Source organism: Lacrimispora amygdalina (genome assembly GCF_003432035.1).
GTDB lineage: Bacteria > Bacillota > Clostridia > Lachnospirales > Lachnospiraceae > Lacrimispora > Lacrimispora amygdalina.
This window is the reverse complement of sequence record NZ_QOHO01000059.1, coordinates 17,739-33,361: the sequence shown is the minus strand read 5'-3', so window position 1 is coordinate 33,361 and position 15,623 is coordinate 17,739. Positions and strand designations below refer to the sequence as shown.

16 protein-coding genes are annotated in these 15,623 nt (G+C 43.2%); all 16 read left to right on the top strand.

What is annotated here, in order from left to right; genetic code table 11:
• Window positions 1-68 precede the first annotated feature (68 nt).
• Window positions 69-1,853: an oligoendopeptidase F gene (gene pepF / locus DS742_RS18015; RefSeq protein WP_242996582.1), complete on the top strand. Its 1,785-nt coding sequence runs from the start codon at window positions 69-71 to the stop codon at window positions 1,851-1,853.
• A gap of 34 nt (window positions 1,854-1,887) precedes the next feature.
• The gene (locus DS742_RS18010; RefSeq protein ID WP_117418358.1) at window positions 1,888-2,661 is read left to right on the top strand and encodes a nitroreductase family protein; all 774 of its coding nucleotides are present in this window, start codon (window positions 1,888-1,890) and stop codon (window positions 2,659-2,661) included.
• A gap of 137 nt (window positions 2,662-2,798) precedes the next feature.
• The gene (locus DS742_RS18005; RefSeq protein WP_117418357.1) at window positions 2,799-3,455 is read left to right on the top strand and encodes a YkgJ family cysteine cluster protein; all 657 of its coding nucleotides are present in this window, start codon (window positions 2,799-2,801) and stop codon (window positions 3,453-3,455) included.
• Window positions 3,456-3,509: 54 nt separating this feature from the next.
• Window positions 3,510-4,427 (top strand): orotidine-5'-phosphate decarboxylase, encoded by a 918-nt coding sequence (gene pyrF / locus DS742_RS18000; RefSeq protein ID WP_117418356.1) that lies wholly within the window; start codon window positions 3,510-3,512, stop codon window positions 4,425-4,427.
• A 9-nt stretch (window positions 4,428-4,436) separates the two neighbouring features.
• A complete protein-coding gene (locus DS742_RS17995) occupies window positions 4,437-5,213 on the top strand; it encodes a dihydroorotate dehydrogenase electron transfer subunit (protein ID WP_117418355.1) in 777 nt (258 codons plus the stop codon).
• Window positions 5,214-6,116: a dihydroorotate dehydrogenase gene (locus DS742_RS17990; RefSeq protein ID WP_117418354.1), complete on the top strand. Its 903-nt coding sequence runs from the start codon at window positions 5,214-5,216 to the stop codon at window positions 6,114-6,116.
• A gap of 32 nt (window positions 6,117-6,148) precedes the next feature.
• Window positions 6,149-6,826, top strand: a complete 678-nt coding sequence (gene pyrE / locus DS742_RS17985) for an orotate phosphoribosyltransferase (protein ID WP_117418353.1) — start codon at window positions 6,149-6,151, stop codon at window positions 6,824-6,826.
• A 12-nt stretch (window positions 6,827-6,838) separates the two neighbouring features.
• Window positions 6,839-6,988, top strand: a complete 150-nt coding sequence (locus tag DS742_RS28950) for a hypothetical protein (RefSeq protein ID WP_170313514.1) — start codon at window positions 6,839-6,841, stop codon at window positions 6,986-6,988.
• Between the two features lie 80 nt (window positions 6,989-7,068).
• A complete protein-coding gene (locus DS742_RS17980) occupies window positions 7,069-7,560 on the top strand; it encodes a VanZ family protein (protein WP_117418352.1) in 492 nt (163 codons plus the stop codon).
• Complete coding sequence (locus DS742_RS17975; protein WP_117418351.1) at window positions 7,529-7,849, top strand: DUF6142 family protein; 321 nt, start codon at window positions 7,529-7,531, stop codon at window positions 7,847-7,849. The genes DS742_RS17980 and DS742_RS17975 overlap by 32 nt, the downstream gene beginning before the upstream one ends.
• A gap of 4 nt (window positions 7,850-7,853) precedes the next feature.
• Window positions 7,854-9,929, top strand: a complete 2,076-nt coding sequence (locus DS742_RS17970; protein ID WP_117418350.1) for an aminopeptidase — start codon at window positions 7,854-7,856, stop codon at window positions 9,927-9,929.
• 108 nt (window positions 9,930-10,037) lie between these two features.
• Window positions 10,038-11,870 carry a methyl-accepting chemotaxis protein gene (locus tag DS742_RS17965; protein WP_170313513.1) on the top strand — a complete coding sequence of 611 codons (1,833 nt, stop codon included), beginning with the start codon at window positions 10,038-10,040 and terminating at the stop codon, window positions 11,868-11,870.
• Window positions 11,871-12,113: 243 nt separating this feature from the next.
• On the top strand, window positions 12,114-12,629 hold the full coding sequence (gene purE, locus DS742_RS17960) for a 5-(carboxyamino)imidazole ribonucleotide mutase (protein WP_117418348.1): 516 nt from the start codon (window positions 12,114-12,116) through the stop codon (window positions 12,627-12,629).
• Between the two features lie 27 nt (window positions 12,630-12,656).
• Window positions 12,657-13,682, top strand: a complete 1,026-nt coding sequence (gene purM, locus DS742_RS17955; protein WP_117418347.1) for a phosphoribosylformylglycinamidine cyclo-ligase — start codon at window positions 12,657-12,659, stop codon at window positions 13,680-13,682.
• On the top strand, window positions 13,676-14,278 hold the full coding sequence (gene purN, locus DS742_RS17950; protein WP_117418346.1) for a phosphoribosylglycinamide formyltransferase: 603 nt from the start codon (window positions 13,676-13,678) through the stop codon (window positions 14,276-14,278). Before purM ends, purN begins: the two co-directional genes overlap by 7 nt.
• A complete protein-coding gene (gene purD, locus DS742_RS17945) occupies window positions 14,275-15,549 on the top strand; it encodes a phosphoribosylamine--glycine ligase (protein ID WP_117418345.1) in 1,275 nt (424 codons plus the stop codon). The genes purN and purD overlap by 4 nt, the downstream gene beginning before the upstream one ends.
• The last annotated feature ends 74 nt before the right edge of the window (window positions 15,550-15,623 follow it).

Genomic DNA, 15,623 nt, shown 5'->3' with positions numbered 1-15,623 from the left:
ATTGCTGATTGTTTCTTTGAAATATGGGTGATAGAATAAACACATGTAAAGCAGTTGGAGGGATCACATTGAAAAAGAGAGAAGAAATACCGGTTTGCGACACCTGGAATCTGGCGGACATACTGCCGTCTGAGGAGGCCTGGGAAGATTTATTCCGCGAAACAGAACGCTCGCTTTCAGGTTATAAAAAATTTGAAGGACATCTGGCCGAATCCGGCGAGATGCTTTTTTCCTGTCTCAAATTTGATGAGGAGATATCATTAAAGATCGAGACATTATTCGTGTATGGCAGGCAGAAATCTGACGAAGACACCGGAAACTCAAGATATCAGGGACTGTCATCGAAAGCGAGGGCACTGTCATATCAGGCTGCAGGATTGTCAGCCTATATTATTCCGGAGATTATAACCATACCGGAAGATCTTTTAAAGGAATACAGGCAAAAGGTCCCGGAACTGAAACGCTATGACCGGACTTTTGAAATCATATTAAAAAAGAAGGCCCATACGCTGACGGCATCTATGGAAGCGCTGCTTGCCAGCTCCATGGAAGCAACTTCAGGATCATCAGAAATTTTTAATATGTTTAATAATGCAGATGTCAAATTTCCTGAGATCAAAGATGAAAACGGAAATCCTGTGAAAATCACCCACGGCAATTACGTTGCTCTTATGGAAAAGCAGGACAGGGAAGTTCGAAAATCCGCATTTTATGGTCTATATGGGGTTTATAAGCAGTTTGGGAATACTCTGGCTGCTACATTTTCTTCCAATGTAAAACAGGCTGCGTTTTACGCAAAAGCAAGGAACTATACCTCAGCCAGAGTACATTCGCTGACAGAGAACGAAGTTTCAGAAGAGGTTTATGATAATCTCATTCAGGCAGTTCATGAGGGACTTCCATATCTTCATGAGTATGTATCATTGAGAAAGAAAGCGCTGGGAGTGGAAACCCTTCATATGTATGATCTTTATGTGCCCATGGTTTCCAGGGAAGAACGGAAACTATCCTTTGAAGAAGCAAAAACCATGGTTCTTGATGGGTTAAAGCCTTTGGGAGACCAGTATCTGTCTCTTTTAAAGGAGGGGTTTGAGAACCGCTGGATCGATGTGTATGAGAATGAAGGAAAGCGCAGCGGTGCCTACTCCTGGGGGGTTTACGGAGTTCATCCTTATGTTCTTTTGAATTTTAACGGTACCCTTGACAGTGTATTTACGCTGGCTCATGAGATGGGGCATGCGCTTCACAGCTGGTTTTCTGACAAGAACCAGACCTATGTGGATGCAGGATATAAGATTTTTGTTGCCGAAGTCGCCAGTACCTGCAATGAGGCTCTCTTAATCAGACATCTTCTTGCGATTACAGAAGATAAGAAGGAACGGGCTTACCTTCTCAATCACTTTATGGATAGTTTCCGCGGCACCCTGTACCGTCAGGCGATGTTTGCCGAATTTGAAGACAAGACCCACCGCCTTGCGGCAGAGGGAGAGGTTTTGACATCGGAAAGGCTGTGTGGACTGTATCATCAGCTGAATGCCGATTACTTTGGTCCGGAAATGGTGGTGGATCCTGAAATTGATTACGAGTGGTCCAGAATTCCCCATTTTTATACACCGTTTTACGTTTACCAGTATGCCACCGGATTTTCGGCTGCGGTGGCCATCAGCACCAGAATTTTAACGGGGGATGAAAAAGCGGTTAAGGGATATTATGAATTTTTAAGCGGAGGAAGTTCCATGCCTCCTGTTGAACTTTTAAAACTGTGCGGTGTTGACATGTCCACAGCAGAGCCGGTTAAAGACGCCCTTTTGGTATTTTCAGGCCTTTTGGAAGAAATGAAAAAGCTTATTTAAAACTGATTTCCGGATAGAGGAGAGGGGAGCAGGTATGAATCTGTATCAGATGATATTTAAGAGAAGATCCATTAAAAAGTATAAGAAAGAACCGGTTCCAGAGCAGCTGAAAAGGGATATTCTTTATTTTGGGGATTGCGTTTCAAGGTTGTACGGCGACATTAAAGTAAAGATGGAGATATGTGACAATACACAAGAGGATCTTTCGCCAAAGGGGTTATGGAAGGTGGAGGCCCCCTATTATCTGGTGCTTTATTCGGAGGAGAAGGAGGGATATCTTGTCAATGCCGGATACATTATGGAGCCGGTTTTATTATATATGACAGGAAAGGGTCTGGGAACATGCTACCTTGCCAGTGTTAAGACAGTTAAGCCGGCTCCAGCAGGGTTTAAACAGGTAATTGCCATTGCTTTCGGTTATCCGAAAACATTGCTTTATCGTGATCCTGCAACGGCCAGACGTCTGCCCTTAAAGGAATTGTGTGTGTTTAAGGAGGAAGCAGGAGAGTCTGTGAAGAATATTTTAAAGGCGGTACGGCTTGCTCCGTCTGTTATGAATACCCAGCCATGGCGGTTCATTGTTTATCATGACAAAATATATGTTTTTTCCTGCAGAGAATTTCTGCCTTCGCCATATCTGCTTTCTCTGAGGGAGATCAGTGTGGGAATTATGCTTTCCCATCTGGCCATTGCAGCGGAAGAGATGTGGATCAATGTCAGTCTGGAAGCGGATAAAGCGATGGAAAAGAAGTCATACAAAAGCGGTGCGTATGTTGCCACTGCATATTTAAAGGAATATAAATTATGAGAAAGCTTCATGACAGAACCAAAGAGAAGATATGCTATATAAAATCTTCTCTTTTTTTCGCATTATGACTTTATTCAAATGTCAGAAGATGATAGAATGACACTGTTTGGTTACTATGGAGAAGTGAGGAAGAAATCATGAAGCGGGAAATTGATATAAGAGATATTTCAGATGGTAAAATGTATGAATTAAACGACCTGGTAAAAGCTGACTGTGGAGACTGCAGCGGCTGTTCTGCCTGCTGCAAGGGAATGGGCACCTCAATTGTGCTCGACCCCCTTGATGTGTTCCGGCTCACAAAGGGGCTTAACTGCACGTTTGAAGTGCTGCTTCAGGATAACGTGGAATTAAATGTTGTGGACGGAATTGTTCTTCCCAACATCCGCATGACGGGAGAAGGAGAACCATGCGGATTTCTGGATTGCCTGGGCCGGTGCAGCGTTCACCCGTTCCGCCCTGGCATCTGCCGTCTGTTCCCTCTGGGAAGAATTTATGAAGATGAGGGAATCCGGTATTTTCTCCAGATTTATGAATGTCCGAAGAAAAACAGAACCAAGGTAAAAGTACGCAGCTGGATGGACAATCCCGATGGAAAACGTTACTACAAATTTATTGCAGATTGGCATGATTTATTAAAGAAAGCAGAAAATGAGATTCAAAAGAAGAATGATCCAACATTTACCAGTCAGGTGAGCATGAATGTTCTGAAAATGTTTTATTTTACCCCTTATGAGAAAGAACAGGATTTTTATGATCAGTTTGGCAAAAGGCTTGAAGCTGTAACTTTCTTATGATAGAATTGGTAAGAATAGAGAAAAATAAGGGCGAAGAGAACCGAGGAGGAAGACATGATCAGGCAATTAATTGACAGAATTCAAAAAACAAATGCACCGGTTTGTGTGGGACTTGATCCAATGCTAAGCTATATTCCCGATCACGTAACAGAGAAGGCATTTCATGAACTGGGTGAGACATTAGAGGGTGCTGCAGAAGCAATCTGGCAGTTCAATAAAGAAATTGTGGATCATGTTTATGATCTGATTCCCTCCGTAAAACCGCAGATAGCCATGTATGAGCAGTTCGGGATTGAAGGCTTAAAGGTATACGACAGAACGGTTAAATATTGCCAGGAGAAGGGACTTATCGTCATAGGAGATGCGAAAAGAGGGGATATTGGTTCCACATCTGCAGCCTATGCTATGGCGCATATCGGAAAAGTGAAGGTGGGTTCTAAGATTCTTACGGCATTTCATACAGATTTTCTTACAGTCAACCCCTATCTTGGAACAGATGGCATTGCTCCCTTTGTTGATGTATGCAAAGAAGAGGACAAAGGTCTTTTTGTTCTGGTCAAAACCTCCAATCCGTCCAGCGGAGAATTTCAGGACCGCCTGATAGACGGAGCACCTCTTTATGAACACGTTGCGAAAAAGGTCGTGGAATGGGGAGCGGATTGTATGGATGGCACATACAGCAATATTGGTGCAGTGGTAGGAGCCACCTATCCTGAGATGAGCGCTGTATTAAGAAAGCTGATGCCAAACACCTATTTCCTTGTGCCTGGCTATGGAGCCCAGGGAGGAACCGCAGAGGATTTAAAGCCATGTTTTAATAAAGATGGTCTTGGAGCAATCGTGAATTCTTCAAGAGGTATCATTGCTGCCTATAAACAGGATGCATATAAGAAATTCGGTCCCGAGCATTTTGGAGAAGCTTCCAGACAGGCCGTGATTGATATGGTTTCTGATATTAACCGGGTTTTATAGGGGGAGAACATGGGTAAAATAAAAATTACGGCAGCAGTCGCCAGCCAGACCAGGCTTGCAGACGGTGTATACAGCATGTGGATCGACGCTAAGGAAATCACTGACCAGGCTAAGCCGGGACAGTTCATTTCCGTGTATACCGGGGACAGTTCAAAGTTACTGCCCCGTCCCATCAGTATCTGTGAAACAAACCGGGATAAAGGGCTTTTAAGAATTGTGTACCGCATTGCAGGCGGAGGAACAGAAGAATTTTCCCGTTATAAGACAGGCGATCCCATAACTGTCATGGGGCCTTTGGGGAACGGATTTCCTCTGGAAGCAGGGACTTCGGGAAAGAAGGCGCTGTTAATCGGAGGAGGCATCGGGATTCCGCCTATGTTAGAACTGGCGAAAAATCTTTCCTGTACAAAGCAGATGGTTTTAGGATACAGGGACGAGCTGTTTTTGAATGAAGAGTTTCTGCCTTATGGAGATACATTTCCTGCCACAGAAAGCGGAACTGCCGGAACCAGGGGGAATGTTATGGATGCGATCAGAGAGCATGGCTTACGAAGCGATGTGATTTTTGCATGCGGCCCTACTCCCATGTTAAAATCCTTAAAGGCATATGCTTTGGAAAATCATATCGAATGCTATCTTTCCCTGGAGGAAAAGATGGCCTGCGGAATCGGTGCATGTCTTGCCTGTGTCTGCAAAAGCAGTGACAGAGATGAACATTCCATGGTTCATAATAAAAGAGTCTGTAAAGACGGTCCGGTATTTAAGGCTGAGGAGGTTGAATTCTAGATGAATATGAAAGTAAATCTTGCCGGTGTGGAATTAAAAAATCCGGTTATGACTGCCTCAGGTACCTTTGGTTCCGGTGAAGAATACAGCGAGCTTGTGGATTTAAACCGCTTGGGAGCAGTAGTCACGAAAGGCGTGGCCAATATTCCCTGGACAGGCAATCCAACTCCCAGAATTGCAGAAACCTATGGTGGAATGATTAATGCCATTGGTCTTCAAAACCCGGGAATGGATGTATTTATTGAACGTGATATTCCCTTCTTAAAGCAATATGATACAAAAATCATTGTCAATGTCTGCGGAAAGACTACGGAAGATTATATCGAAGTGGTGGAGCGGCTTTCCCATGAGCCGGTGGATATGCTGGAGATTAACATTTCCTGCCCCAATGTGAAAGAGGGCGGAATTGCATTTGGCCAGGATCCAAAAGCAGTGGAAGCCATAACAAGAGAAGTAAAAAAGTATGCAAAGCAGCCGGTCATTATGAAGCTGAGTCCCAATGTAACTGATATTACCGTTATGGCAAAAGCAGCCGAAGCTGGCGGAGCAGACGTTTTATCTATGATTAATACGCTTACAGGAATGAAGATTGATGTAAACCGCCGGGCATTTGCAGTTGCCAATAAGACAGGCGGGTTATCCGGACCTGCAATCAAGCCGGTTGCAGTACGTATGGTTTATCAGGCGGCGTGTGCAGTTAAAATTCCGATTATTGGAATGGGAGGAATCATGACTGCTGAGGATGCCCTGGAATTTATTCTTGCCGGTGCCACAGCGGTTTCTGTTGGAACTGCGAACTTTGTAAACCCCTATGCAACTGTGGAAATCATTGAGGGGATGGAAGATTATATGATGAAATATCAGGTGGAAGACATAAACGAACTGATCGGTGCCGTACGGTAACAGAACGATTTTTGAATAGAGAGGACAGCAAAATGGAACAGTATAAGCAGGAATTTATTGAATTTATGGTGGACAGCGATGTTCTTAAATTTGGGAGTTTTACATTGAAAAGCGGAAGAAAGTCCCCGTTTTTCATGAATGCAGGTTCTTATGTAACAGGAGCACAGTTAAAGAAGCTGGGAGAGTATTATGCCAAAGCAATTCATGATAATTTTGGTACAGATTTTGATGTGCTGTTCGGACCGGCTTATAAAGGAATTCCTTTAAGCGTTGCAACTGCAATCGCCTTTCATGAATTATATGGAAAGGAGATTAAATACTGTTCCAACAGAAAAGAAGAAAAAGACCATGGCGGAGATGCCGGAATCCTTCTTGGAAGTCCCATTAAGGATGGAGACAGGGTAGTCATTATTGAAGATGTGACCACATCCGGAAAGTCAATTGAGGAGACTTTTCCGATCATCAAGGCACAGGGGGATGTGACAATTCTGGGGCTTATGGTTTCCCTGAACCGTATGGAAAAGGGAAAAGGAGAGCAGAGTGCACTTGATGAGATCCGTGAAAAATATGGTTTTAAGGCATCTGCTATCGTGACCATGGCGGAAGTGACCGGACATCTTCATAACCGTGAATACAAAGGAAGAATCCTCATTGATGATGCATTAAAAGAAGCGATTGATGATTATTATGAAGTTTATGGCGTAAAATAAGGAGAGTAGGATATGGAACGAGTATATAAAACCATGAGAAACGCAGGTGCATTAAACATTGTTGTTGGAATTATAGTGACTGCTGTGGGACTTGCTGCCGGTATTATATCAATCATTAACGGAGCAATATTACTGAAAAGAAAATCTGAAATTACATTTTAACCGTTATCTCAGGAGTGGCGGCTGTCTGAATCCATGGATCTTAGGCAGCTCTCTCCTTTCTGGATAAAGATGGAGCTGTTATGATTAAAAATGCGACGAAACGGCAGAAGTTTGGTTGGGTGATTTTTATAATTTACCTGATCTTTTTGGCGTACTTTCTGTTTTTCTCGGATTATTTTGGAAGAGGTGGTCATATACGGGAGGAATACGCTTATAACCTGATCCCCCTGAAGGAAATTAAGCGGTTCATTATTTACCGACGTGTAGTTGGCTTTCGGGCTTTCCTCTTAAACATTGTTGGGAATATAGCGGGTTTCATGCCTTTTGGTTTTTTCCTTCCGGTCATAAGCCGCAGGAGCCGCCGTTTTTTCAATACAATGCTGCTCAGTTTTTTATTCAGCCTCTGCATTGAAACCACCCAGCTTGTTTTCAGGGTGGGAAGTTTTGATGTAGATGACATGATTTTAAACTCGCTGGGAGGAATGTTGGGATATATCCTGTATAAAATAGTACAGCACATAAGAGTAAGGAGGATGAGGCGTGGGAAAGCAGAAAAAAGTGTCCTACATTAGAAAGCCTTATGCTAAAAAAAGTTTTCTATCGTTAGGACTGGCTTTGGGAGCACTGGCTTTAGGGGTTCTTGGAATATCCAGCGCTGCAATTACTGCCGGGCAGGCGCAGTTAAATGTTGCGGCTGTCTGCTTTTGCAGCATGTTGATTTCTATCTTTTCCCTGTTTTATGGTGTTCTGTCTTTCTTTGAAAAAGAAAAAAAGTACATATTGTCCAAGATCGGTATTGGCATCAGCGCTTTACTGGTTATTTTTTGGGCAGTTCTTCTTATTATAGGCATAAAGGGGTAAAAAAATGGATTATAGAGAGATGTTTAAACAGGAAAATGAAGGAATTATGGAACGATTCCTGCTTTCCATGGAGCGGATCGGCCAGATAGCCTCAGAACAGACAGTGGCACAGCCGTTTCATGATTATTTCACAAGGACAGCTGCATTTATCTGTGTTATGGGTGAGTACCTGGATTATTTAAAGGAAGGAAAGCACAACACGGCTTCCCTGGAAGAGTTAAAAGAATGGAACAGGAAATTTTATGAGGACATTCTTCCGGATGCTTATGAAACCAGCTATGCAAATCCGGCTTATGCTGTGAAAAAACTGAGTGATGGATACGGGCAGCTTCTTTGCTACCTGTATAAGGAAATCAGAGGCGATATTGTTTTTGTTCATGAAAACAGGCTGACGGATATTACGATTTTAAACGAAACTTTAATCGAAATTTATAATATGTTTGAAGAAGGAGTGCCGGAGGTGGCTTCTGTAAAAGAGGTGATTTACTGGTTCGTCAGTGATTACACCGATCATACAGTGACCTATCGTGTCAGAGAAGGGTTAGACCCTTCCCTTTCCTTTGCAGCAGATATTATCCGGGACAGTGACTTAACCGATCTTCGTTATCTTTACCGCTTTGGTGAATATATTTCGGAAACAGAAGTTAAAGTTGCGGATTATTTAAATTCTCTTCCGGAGGAGACCGTCCGTCTGATGGCGGATACTTACACGGAAGGTTACAAAAAGGGCTTTGAGGTAATGGGCAGAGATTTATCAAAGAAAAAAGTGGTCCAGATCCGTTATGAGCTTGGATTTGAACGTATGGTCAAATATGCCATGGAGAATTTTGAACAGCTGGGGCTTAACGTGATTTTATGCCGTGCGGCTGTCTGGGCGGTAAATACCAATGCCGGACGAAAATCCGGTTATTACTCGACTTCTCCAAACCGCCAGTATGATTATGACCACCGTTATGATGATGCCATCTACATCAACAAGGCATTTAAGGACAGAAAAGCATCGGTGCTGAAGGTTGCATACGAAATGTACAAAGACCTGGCAGCCGGCTATGCAGGACCTGCAGTCATTGAGACATTTGGCAGAGAAGGCTTTCATCCGGTTAATAAAGGAGAAGCCTGCCGCCTGGATCCCAAACAGGAGAAACTTGCAGTGGAAATGGCAGGTGATACTGCTGGAATTTTGAATCAATATGTTCCCGGTGATGAGACCAGCTTCACCATTATTGCATTTCCCGTTCCTGAGATCGGTGATAATTTTGAAGAAATATTTAACGAGACCATTGCGATCAACACCCTGGATTATGAAAAGTACAAAGGTCTTCAGCAAACCATAATTGATGCGCTGGATGAAGCAGAATATGTAGAAATCACAGGGAAAGGGACGAATAAGACCCGCCTGACAGTAGCGCTTCATCATTTAAAAGATAAAGAAAAAGAGACTAATTTTGAAAACTGCGTGGCTGATGTGAACATTCCTCTTGGGGAAGTATTTACGTCACCAAGACTTGCCGGAACCAATGGTGTTTTAGAGGTCAGCACGGTTTATATAACTGATTTCCAGTTTAAGGATCTGGTTATGACGTTTGAAAACGGCATGATTAAAGACTATTCCTGCAGTAATTTTGAAGATCCAAAGGAAGGAAAAGAACTGATCAGGCAGGTGATTTTAAAGAACCATGACACACTTCCCATGGGAGAGTTTGCCATCGGAACCAATACAACTGCTTACGCCATGGCCAGAAAATTTGATATTCTTGACAAGCTTCCAATATTAATTGTGGAGAAAATGGGACCTCATTTTGCAGTTGGAGATACGTGTTACAGCTGGTCGGAAGACAGCCGGTTTTATAACCCCAATGGCAAAGAGATTATTGCGAAAGAAAATGAGATTTCTGCTCTCCGAAAAGAGGATGCTTCCAAGGCATATTTTAACTGTCATACGGATATTACAATACCTTATGCAGAACTGGACAGAATTGAAACTGTCTGTGCAGATGGGAAACGGACTCTGATTATAGAAGACGGAAAATTTATATTAAAAGGAACAGAAGAATTAAATTTGCCATTTTCTCTGTTATAAACTTTAGATTTACAAAAATTTAGAGAAAATCATTAAGTAATGTATATAATTGCCGATAAAACACTATCAGAGTGTGTTTTTTACAAAAGGGCTAAATGGAGGATACCTATGAAGAATTTAAAGATTGGCAAAAGAATTACGGTCTCTTTTGGAATGGTTTTTGTTTTGTTTTTGATTGTATCATGTACTTCCTTATACAGTCTGGTGGGAAACAATGCCAGGTTTGTAGAATTTTATAACAACGGTCACCAGGTATCATTAATGACTGTAGAGATGAGACAAAATATACAGTCGGCTGCAAAAAACGTGGGGTATGCAACCATGAGCCTGGATTTAAATACCAGAGCGAAGTATATTGATGAATCGGAAGCAGATTTTAATAAATTGAAAGAAAATGTTCAATTTCTGAAAGAGCATTACAAAGGGGACAAATCAGTTGTTGAGAATATCGAGAAGACGCTGACGGAAGCGGAGCCCTTTAAAGAAAAAGTGTTCACTCTGGCAAAAGAAAATAAAACCAGACAGGCGACAGAGATTTTCTTCGAGTCTCTGGAACCATGTTTTGATCAGCTCCAGACGGATCTGATGCAAATCAGCGATACTGCAAAGAAGAATGCTGACAGCGATTTTACCAAGTCACAGGCTGTTATGAGTTTTGCTCAGATTATCGTGATCCTGTTTCAGATAATTGGAGCCGGAGTGACCTTGCTTCTTGCTGTATACATGACAAAGAGTATTGTAGCACCCGTTAAGGAGATTGAAAAGGCAGCCGCAGAGATGTCCAAAGGCAGTCTCCATGTAGAACTGGGCTATCAGTCAAAAGATGAGCTTGGCGGACTTGGCAACAGTATGCGTTCCACCATATTAAATATCGGCAGTATTATTGATGATATCATCTACCTGTTAGGATCTATGGCAGCCGGAGATTTTACGGTTGTGTCAAAGAATCAGGAGCAGTATATTCTGGATTATGAGCCCATTCTGCTGGCTATCAGGAATATCAGGGATAATTTAAGTGATGCTCTTTTCCGCATTAATGAATCGGCAGACTTAGTTGCCAGCGGTTCTGAGCAGGTATCCTCCGGGGCGCAGGCATTGTCCCAGGGCGCGACTGAGCAGGCTTCCTCCATACAGGAGCTGGCAGCTACGATAAATGACATTTCCAATCAGATCAATAAAAACGCGGAGAGTGCAAAAGAAGCGCGTATGAGATCAGAAGAAGCGGCTCTCAATGTAACAAAGAGCAATCAGAAGATGATGGAAATGAATCAGGCTATGACAGAGATTAACACCAAATCCAGTGAAATTGGTAAGATTATCAGAACGATTGAGGATATCGCATTCCAGACCAATATCCTTGCATTAAACGCAGCAGTGGAAGCTGCACGTGCAGGGGAAGCAGGAAAAGGGTTTGCAGTCGTTGCCGATGAAGTGCGCAACCTTGCCAGCAAATCAGGAGAAGCAGCGAAAAATACTACAATTCTCATTGAGGAAAGTTTACAGGCAGTGGAGAACGGAAGCAGGATTACTGCAGAAACAGCGAAAGCCATGCAGGATGTTGTGGAAGGAAGCCGCCGCATTAACATGATTATAGAAGAAATAGCCGCTGCTTCTGATAAGCAGGCAATTGCTGTTAATCAGGTTACCCAGGGAATTGACCAGATCTCAAGTGTGGTTCAGACAACCTCTGCTACAGCGGAGCAAAGTGCTGCAGCCAGTGAGGAACTGTCAGGTCAGGCACAGATTATGAAAAGTCTTGTTCAGCAATTCAAGGTTCATAACGGGAAGACTCAGCAAAGCAGTGCACCTTTGAATACTGGCAGAGTAGAGCCTGACCAGGAGTTTGTACCTGTTTTCAAAGAAGAAGCGGATCCTGAACCTGTAGCCATTGACCCGGTTTACTTTGAAGATACTTCTCCTTATAATAACAGCAAATATTAAATACATAACAGGTGTGAAAAGCCGCGGGATGCTGCATCCTTGTGGCTTTTTGTGCCTGTTTTTTTTTAATACAGGGTATACTTAAAATTATAAAGAAAATTATTGACGAGATGTGGAAAAGCTAGTATTATAATTAATAAGTGCTAATTAATTAATAAGTGGTTAATATTAGGCAAACTTATTAATAACATAATTCCTGATAATGAATTACACATGTTTGGAAGAGGAAAAGGAGAAATTACTATGGCAAACGTATCAATTGTTATGGGAAGTGATTCAGATATGCCTGTTATGGCACAGGCTGCAGAGGTTTTGGAGAAACTGGGAGTGGAGTTTGAAATGACCGTCATTTCTGCACACAGGGAACCGGATATATTTTTTGAATATGCAAAAACAGCAGAAGCCAGAGGCATTAAAGTGATTATCGCCGGAGCAGGAAAAGCAGCTCATCTTCCTGGAATGTGTGCCGCATTATTTCCAATGCCGGTGATTGGTATCCCGATGAAAACTTCAGATCTGGGCGGTGTGGATTCCCTGTATTCCATTGTACAGATGCCTTCCGGTATTCCGGTAGCAACTGTGGCAATTAACGGAGGTACCAATGCAGGAATTCTGGCAGCAAAGATACTGGCTGCAGGAGATGGGGAACTTTTGGCAAGACTGAAGGATTATTCTGAGAAATTAAAGAATGATGTTGTGAAAAAAGCAGAAAAGCTGGAGCAGATCGGGTATCGGGAATATTTGTCCCAGATGAAATAACAGGAAGAAAAAGCGGAGGAAAAAGAGATGGATTATAAGAATGCCGGAGTGGATATTGAAGCTGGATACAAATCGGTTGAATTAATGAAAAAGCATGTGCAGGAAACCATGAGACCGGAAGTCCTTGGCGGACTGGGCGGTTTTTCAGGAGCATTTTCCATGTCAGCTTTTAAAGAAATGGAAAAGCCGACTCTGGTGTCCGGAACCGACGGAGTGGGAACAAAGCTGAAGCTTGCATTTCTTATGGATCGACATAATACGGTTGGAATCGACTGTGTAGCCATGTGTGTCAATGATATTGCCTGTGCAGGAGGAGAACCACTGTTTTTCCTTGATTATATAGCCTGTGGAAAGAACTATCCGGAAAAGATTGCTGATATCGTCAGCGGTGTGGCAGAAGGCTGCAAACAGGCAGGCGCCGCACTGATCGGAGGGGAAACCGCAGAGATGCCTGGTTTTTATCCTGAGGATGAATATGATCTTGCAGGTTTCGCAGTTGGAGTGGTAGATGAAAAGAATCTGATTACCGGTAAGAATATAGCAGCAGGAGACATTTTAATCGGTATCGCATCTTCCGGTGTTCACAGCAATGGATTTTCTCTTGTCCGCAAGGTATTTGACGTGACGAAAGAAAATTTAAATGTTTATTACGATGAATTGGGAACTACTCTTGGAGAAAGCCTGATTGTGCCTACCAAAATTTATGTGAAAGCATTAAAAGGCGTAAAAGAGTACGGTGTGGCCATAAAAGGCTGCAGCCATATTACCGGAGGCGGATTCTATGAGAACATACCACGTATGCTTCCTGATGGAATCTGTGCCGAAGTGGAGAAAAACAGCTATAACGTTCCTCCCATTTTCAGACTCATGGAAGAAAAGGGTGAGATAGCGGAAGAAATCATGTACAATACGTTTAATATGGGAATTGGCATGGTGCTGGCGGTTGATCCGGCTGATCAGGACAAGACCATGGAGGCGATCAGGGCTGCAGGAGAGATCCCATATGTAATCGGCTGCACAAAAGCCGGTGAAAAGGGTGTGGTCTTATGCTAAGAGTCGGCGTTCTGGTGTCCGGCGGAGGAACCAATCTTCAGGCTGTTTTGGATGCCATTGACAGCGGGGAGATTAAAAACGCTGAGGTCAAAGTGGTTATCAGCAATAACCGCAATGCCTATGCGCTGGAACGTGCAAGGAACCATGGAATCGATGCACTTAGCATTTCCCCTAAGGATTATGAAAGCAGAGCGTTATTCTACGATGAACTTTTATCCCGAATCGATGAGTACCATCTTGATTTAATCGTACTTGCAGGTTTTCTGGTTACCATTCCGGAAGCTATGATCCGGAAGTACCAAAACCGCATTATAAATATTCATCCTTCCCTGATCCCTTCCTTTTGCGGGACCGGCTATTATGGGCTGAAGGTCCATGAGGCAGCCTTGGCCAGAGGTGTGAAAATCACAGGGGCTACGGTCCATTATGTTGATGAGGGAACAGATACGGGTCCCATTATCCTGCAAAAGGCAGTGGAAGTAAAGGAAGGCGATACGCCGGGAGAACTACAGAAAAGAGTGATGGAAGAAGCGGAGTGGGTTATTCTTCCCCAGGCGATTGCGCTGATTGCAAAGGAACAGGAGGAAAAAGCATGAAGGTTCTGATCATAGGAGGCGGCGGCAGGGAACATGCCATTGCATGGAAGGCTGCCCAGAGCCCTAAGGTCCAAAAGCTGTACTGCGCTCCGGGTAATGCCGGAATTGCTGAGATCGCAGAATGCGTTGATATTGGAGTGATGGATTTTGACAGGCAGGTGGACTTTGCCAGGAAGAAAGAAATTGACCTGGTAATTGTTGGCCCCGATGATCCCCTTGTGGCAGGGGCTGCTGATGCATTTATGAAAGCAGGAATCCGGGTGTTTGGTCCGGAGAAGAAGGCTGCCTGTCTGGAAGGTTCCAAATCCTTTTCTAAGGATCTGATGAAAAAATACGGAATTCCAACAGCTGCTTATGAAACATTTGATTCAGCATCGCAAGCTCTTGCTTATCTGGAAACTGCTAAAATGCCGGTTGTTCTAAAGGCAGATGGCCTTGCTCTTGGCAAAGGTGTTTTAATCTGTAATTCACTGGAAGAGGCGAAAGACGGTGTACGGACGCTGATGCTTGATAAGCAGTTCGGATCTGCCGGTGACCGGATTGTAGTGGAAGAATTCATGGTTGGACGGGAAGTGTCTGTACTTTCTTTCGTAGATGGTAAGAACATAAAAATCATGACTTCAGCCCAGGATCATAAGAGGGCGAAGGATGGAGACAAAGGTCTTAATACCGGAGGAATGGGTACTTTTTCTCCCAGTCCTTTCTATACAGAAGAAATCGATGCATTCTGTAAAAAGTACATCTATCAGGCAACTGTGGATGCGATGCTGTCTGAGAACAGGGAATTTAAGGGAATTATCTTTTTCGGCCTGATGCTGACAAAAGAGGGACCCAGAGTTTTAGAATACAATGCAAGATTCGGTGATCCGGAAACACAGGTGGTTCTTCCAAGAATGAAAAATGACATTATAGAGGTGTTTGAGGCCTGTATAGACGGAAAACTAAATGAGATTGACTTACAATTTGAAGACAATGCGGCAGTCTGTGTTGTCCTGGCTTCTGATGGGTATCCGGAACATTATGAAAAAGGGTTTCCAATCAAAGGACTGGAACGTTTTAAGGGACAGGCTGGTTATTATGCATTCCATGCAGGCAGCCGGTTTGATGAAGAGGGCATCCCTGTTACAAATGGAGGAAGAGTTCTTGGTGTGACAGCTCTTGGAAACAATTTAAAGGAAGCAAGAGCCAACGCTTATGAAGCCGTAAAATGGGTGGAATTTGAAAATAAATATATGAGACATGATATCGGCAAGGCAATCGATGAAGTGTAAAAACGTCTTATGTCAGCGGGTTTCCTGCATAAAAAAACGTTGACACGACAGAATTTTCATGATATTGTATCTCT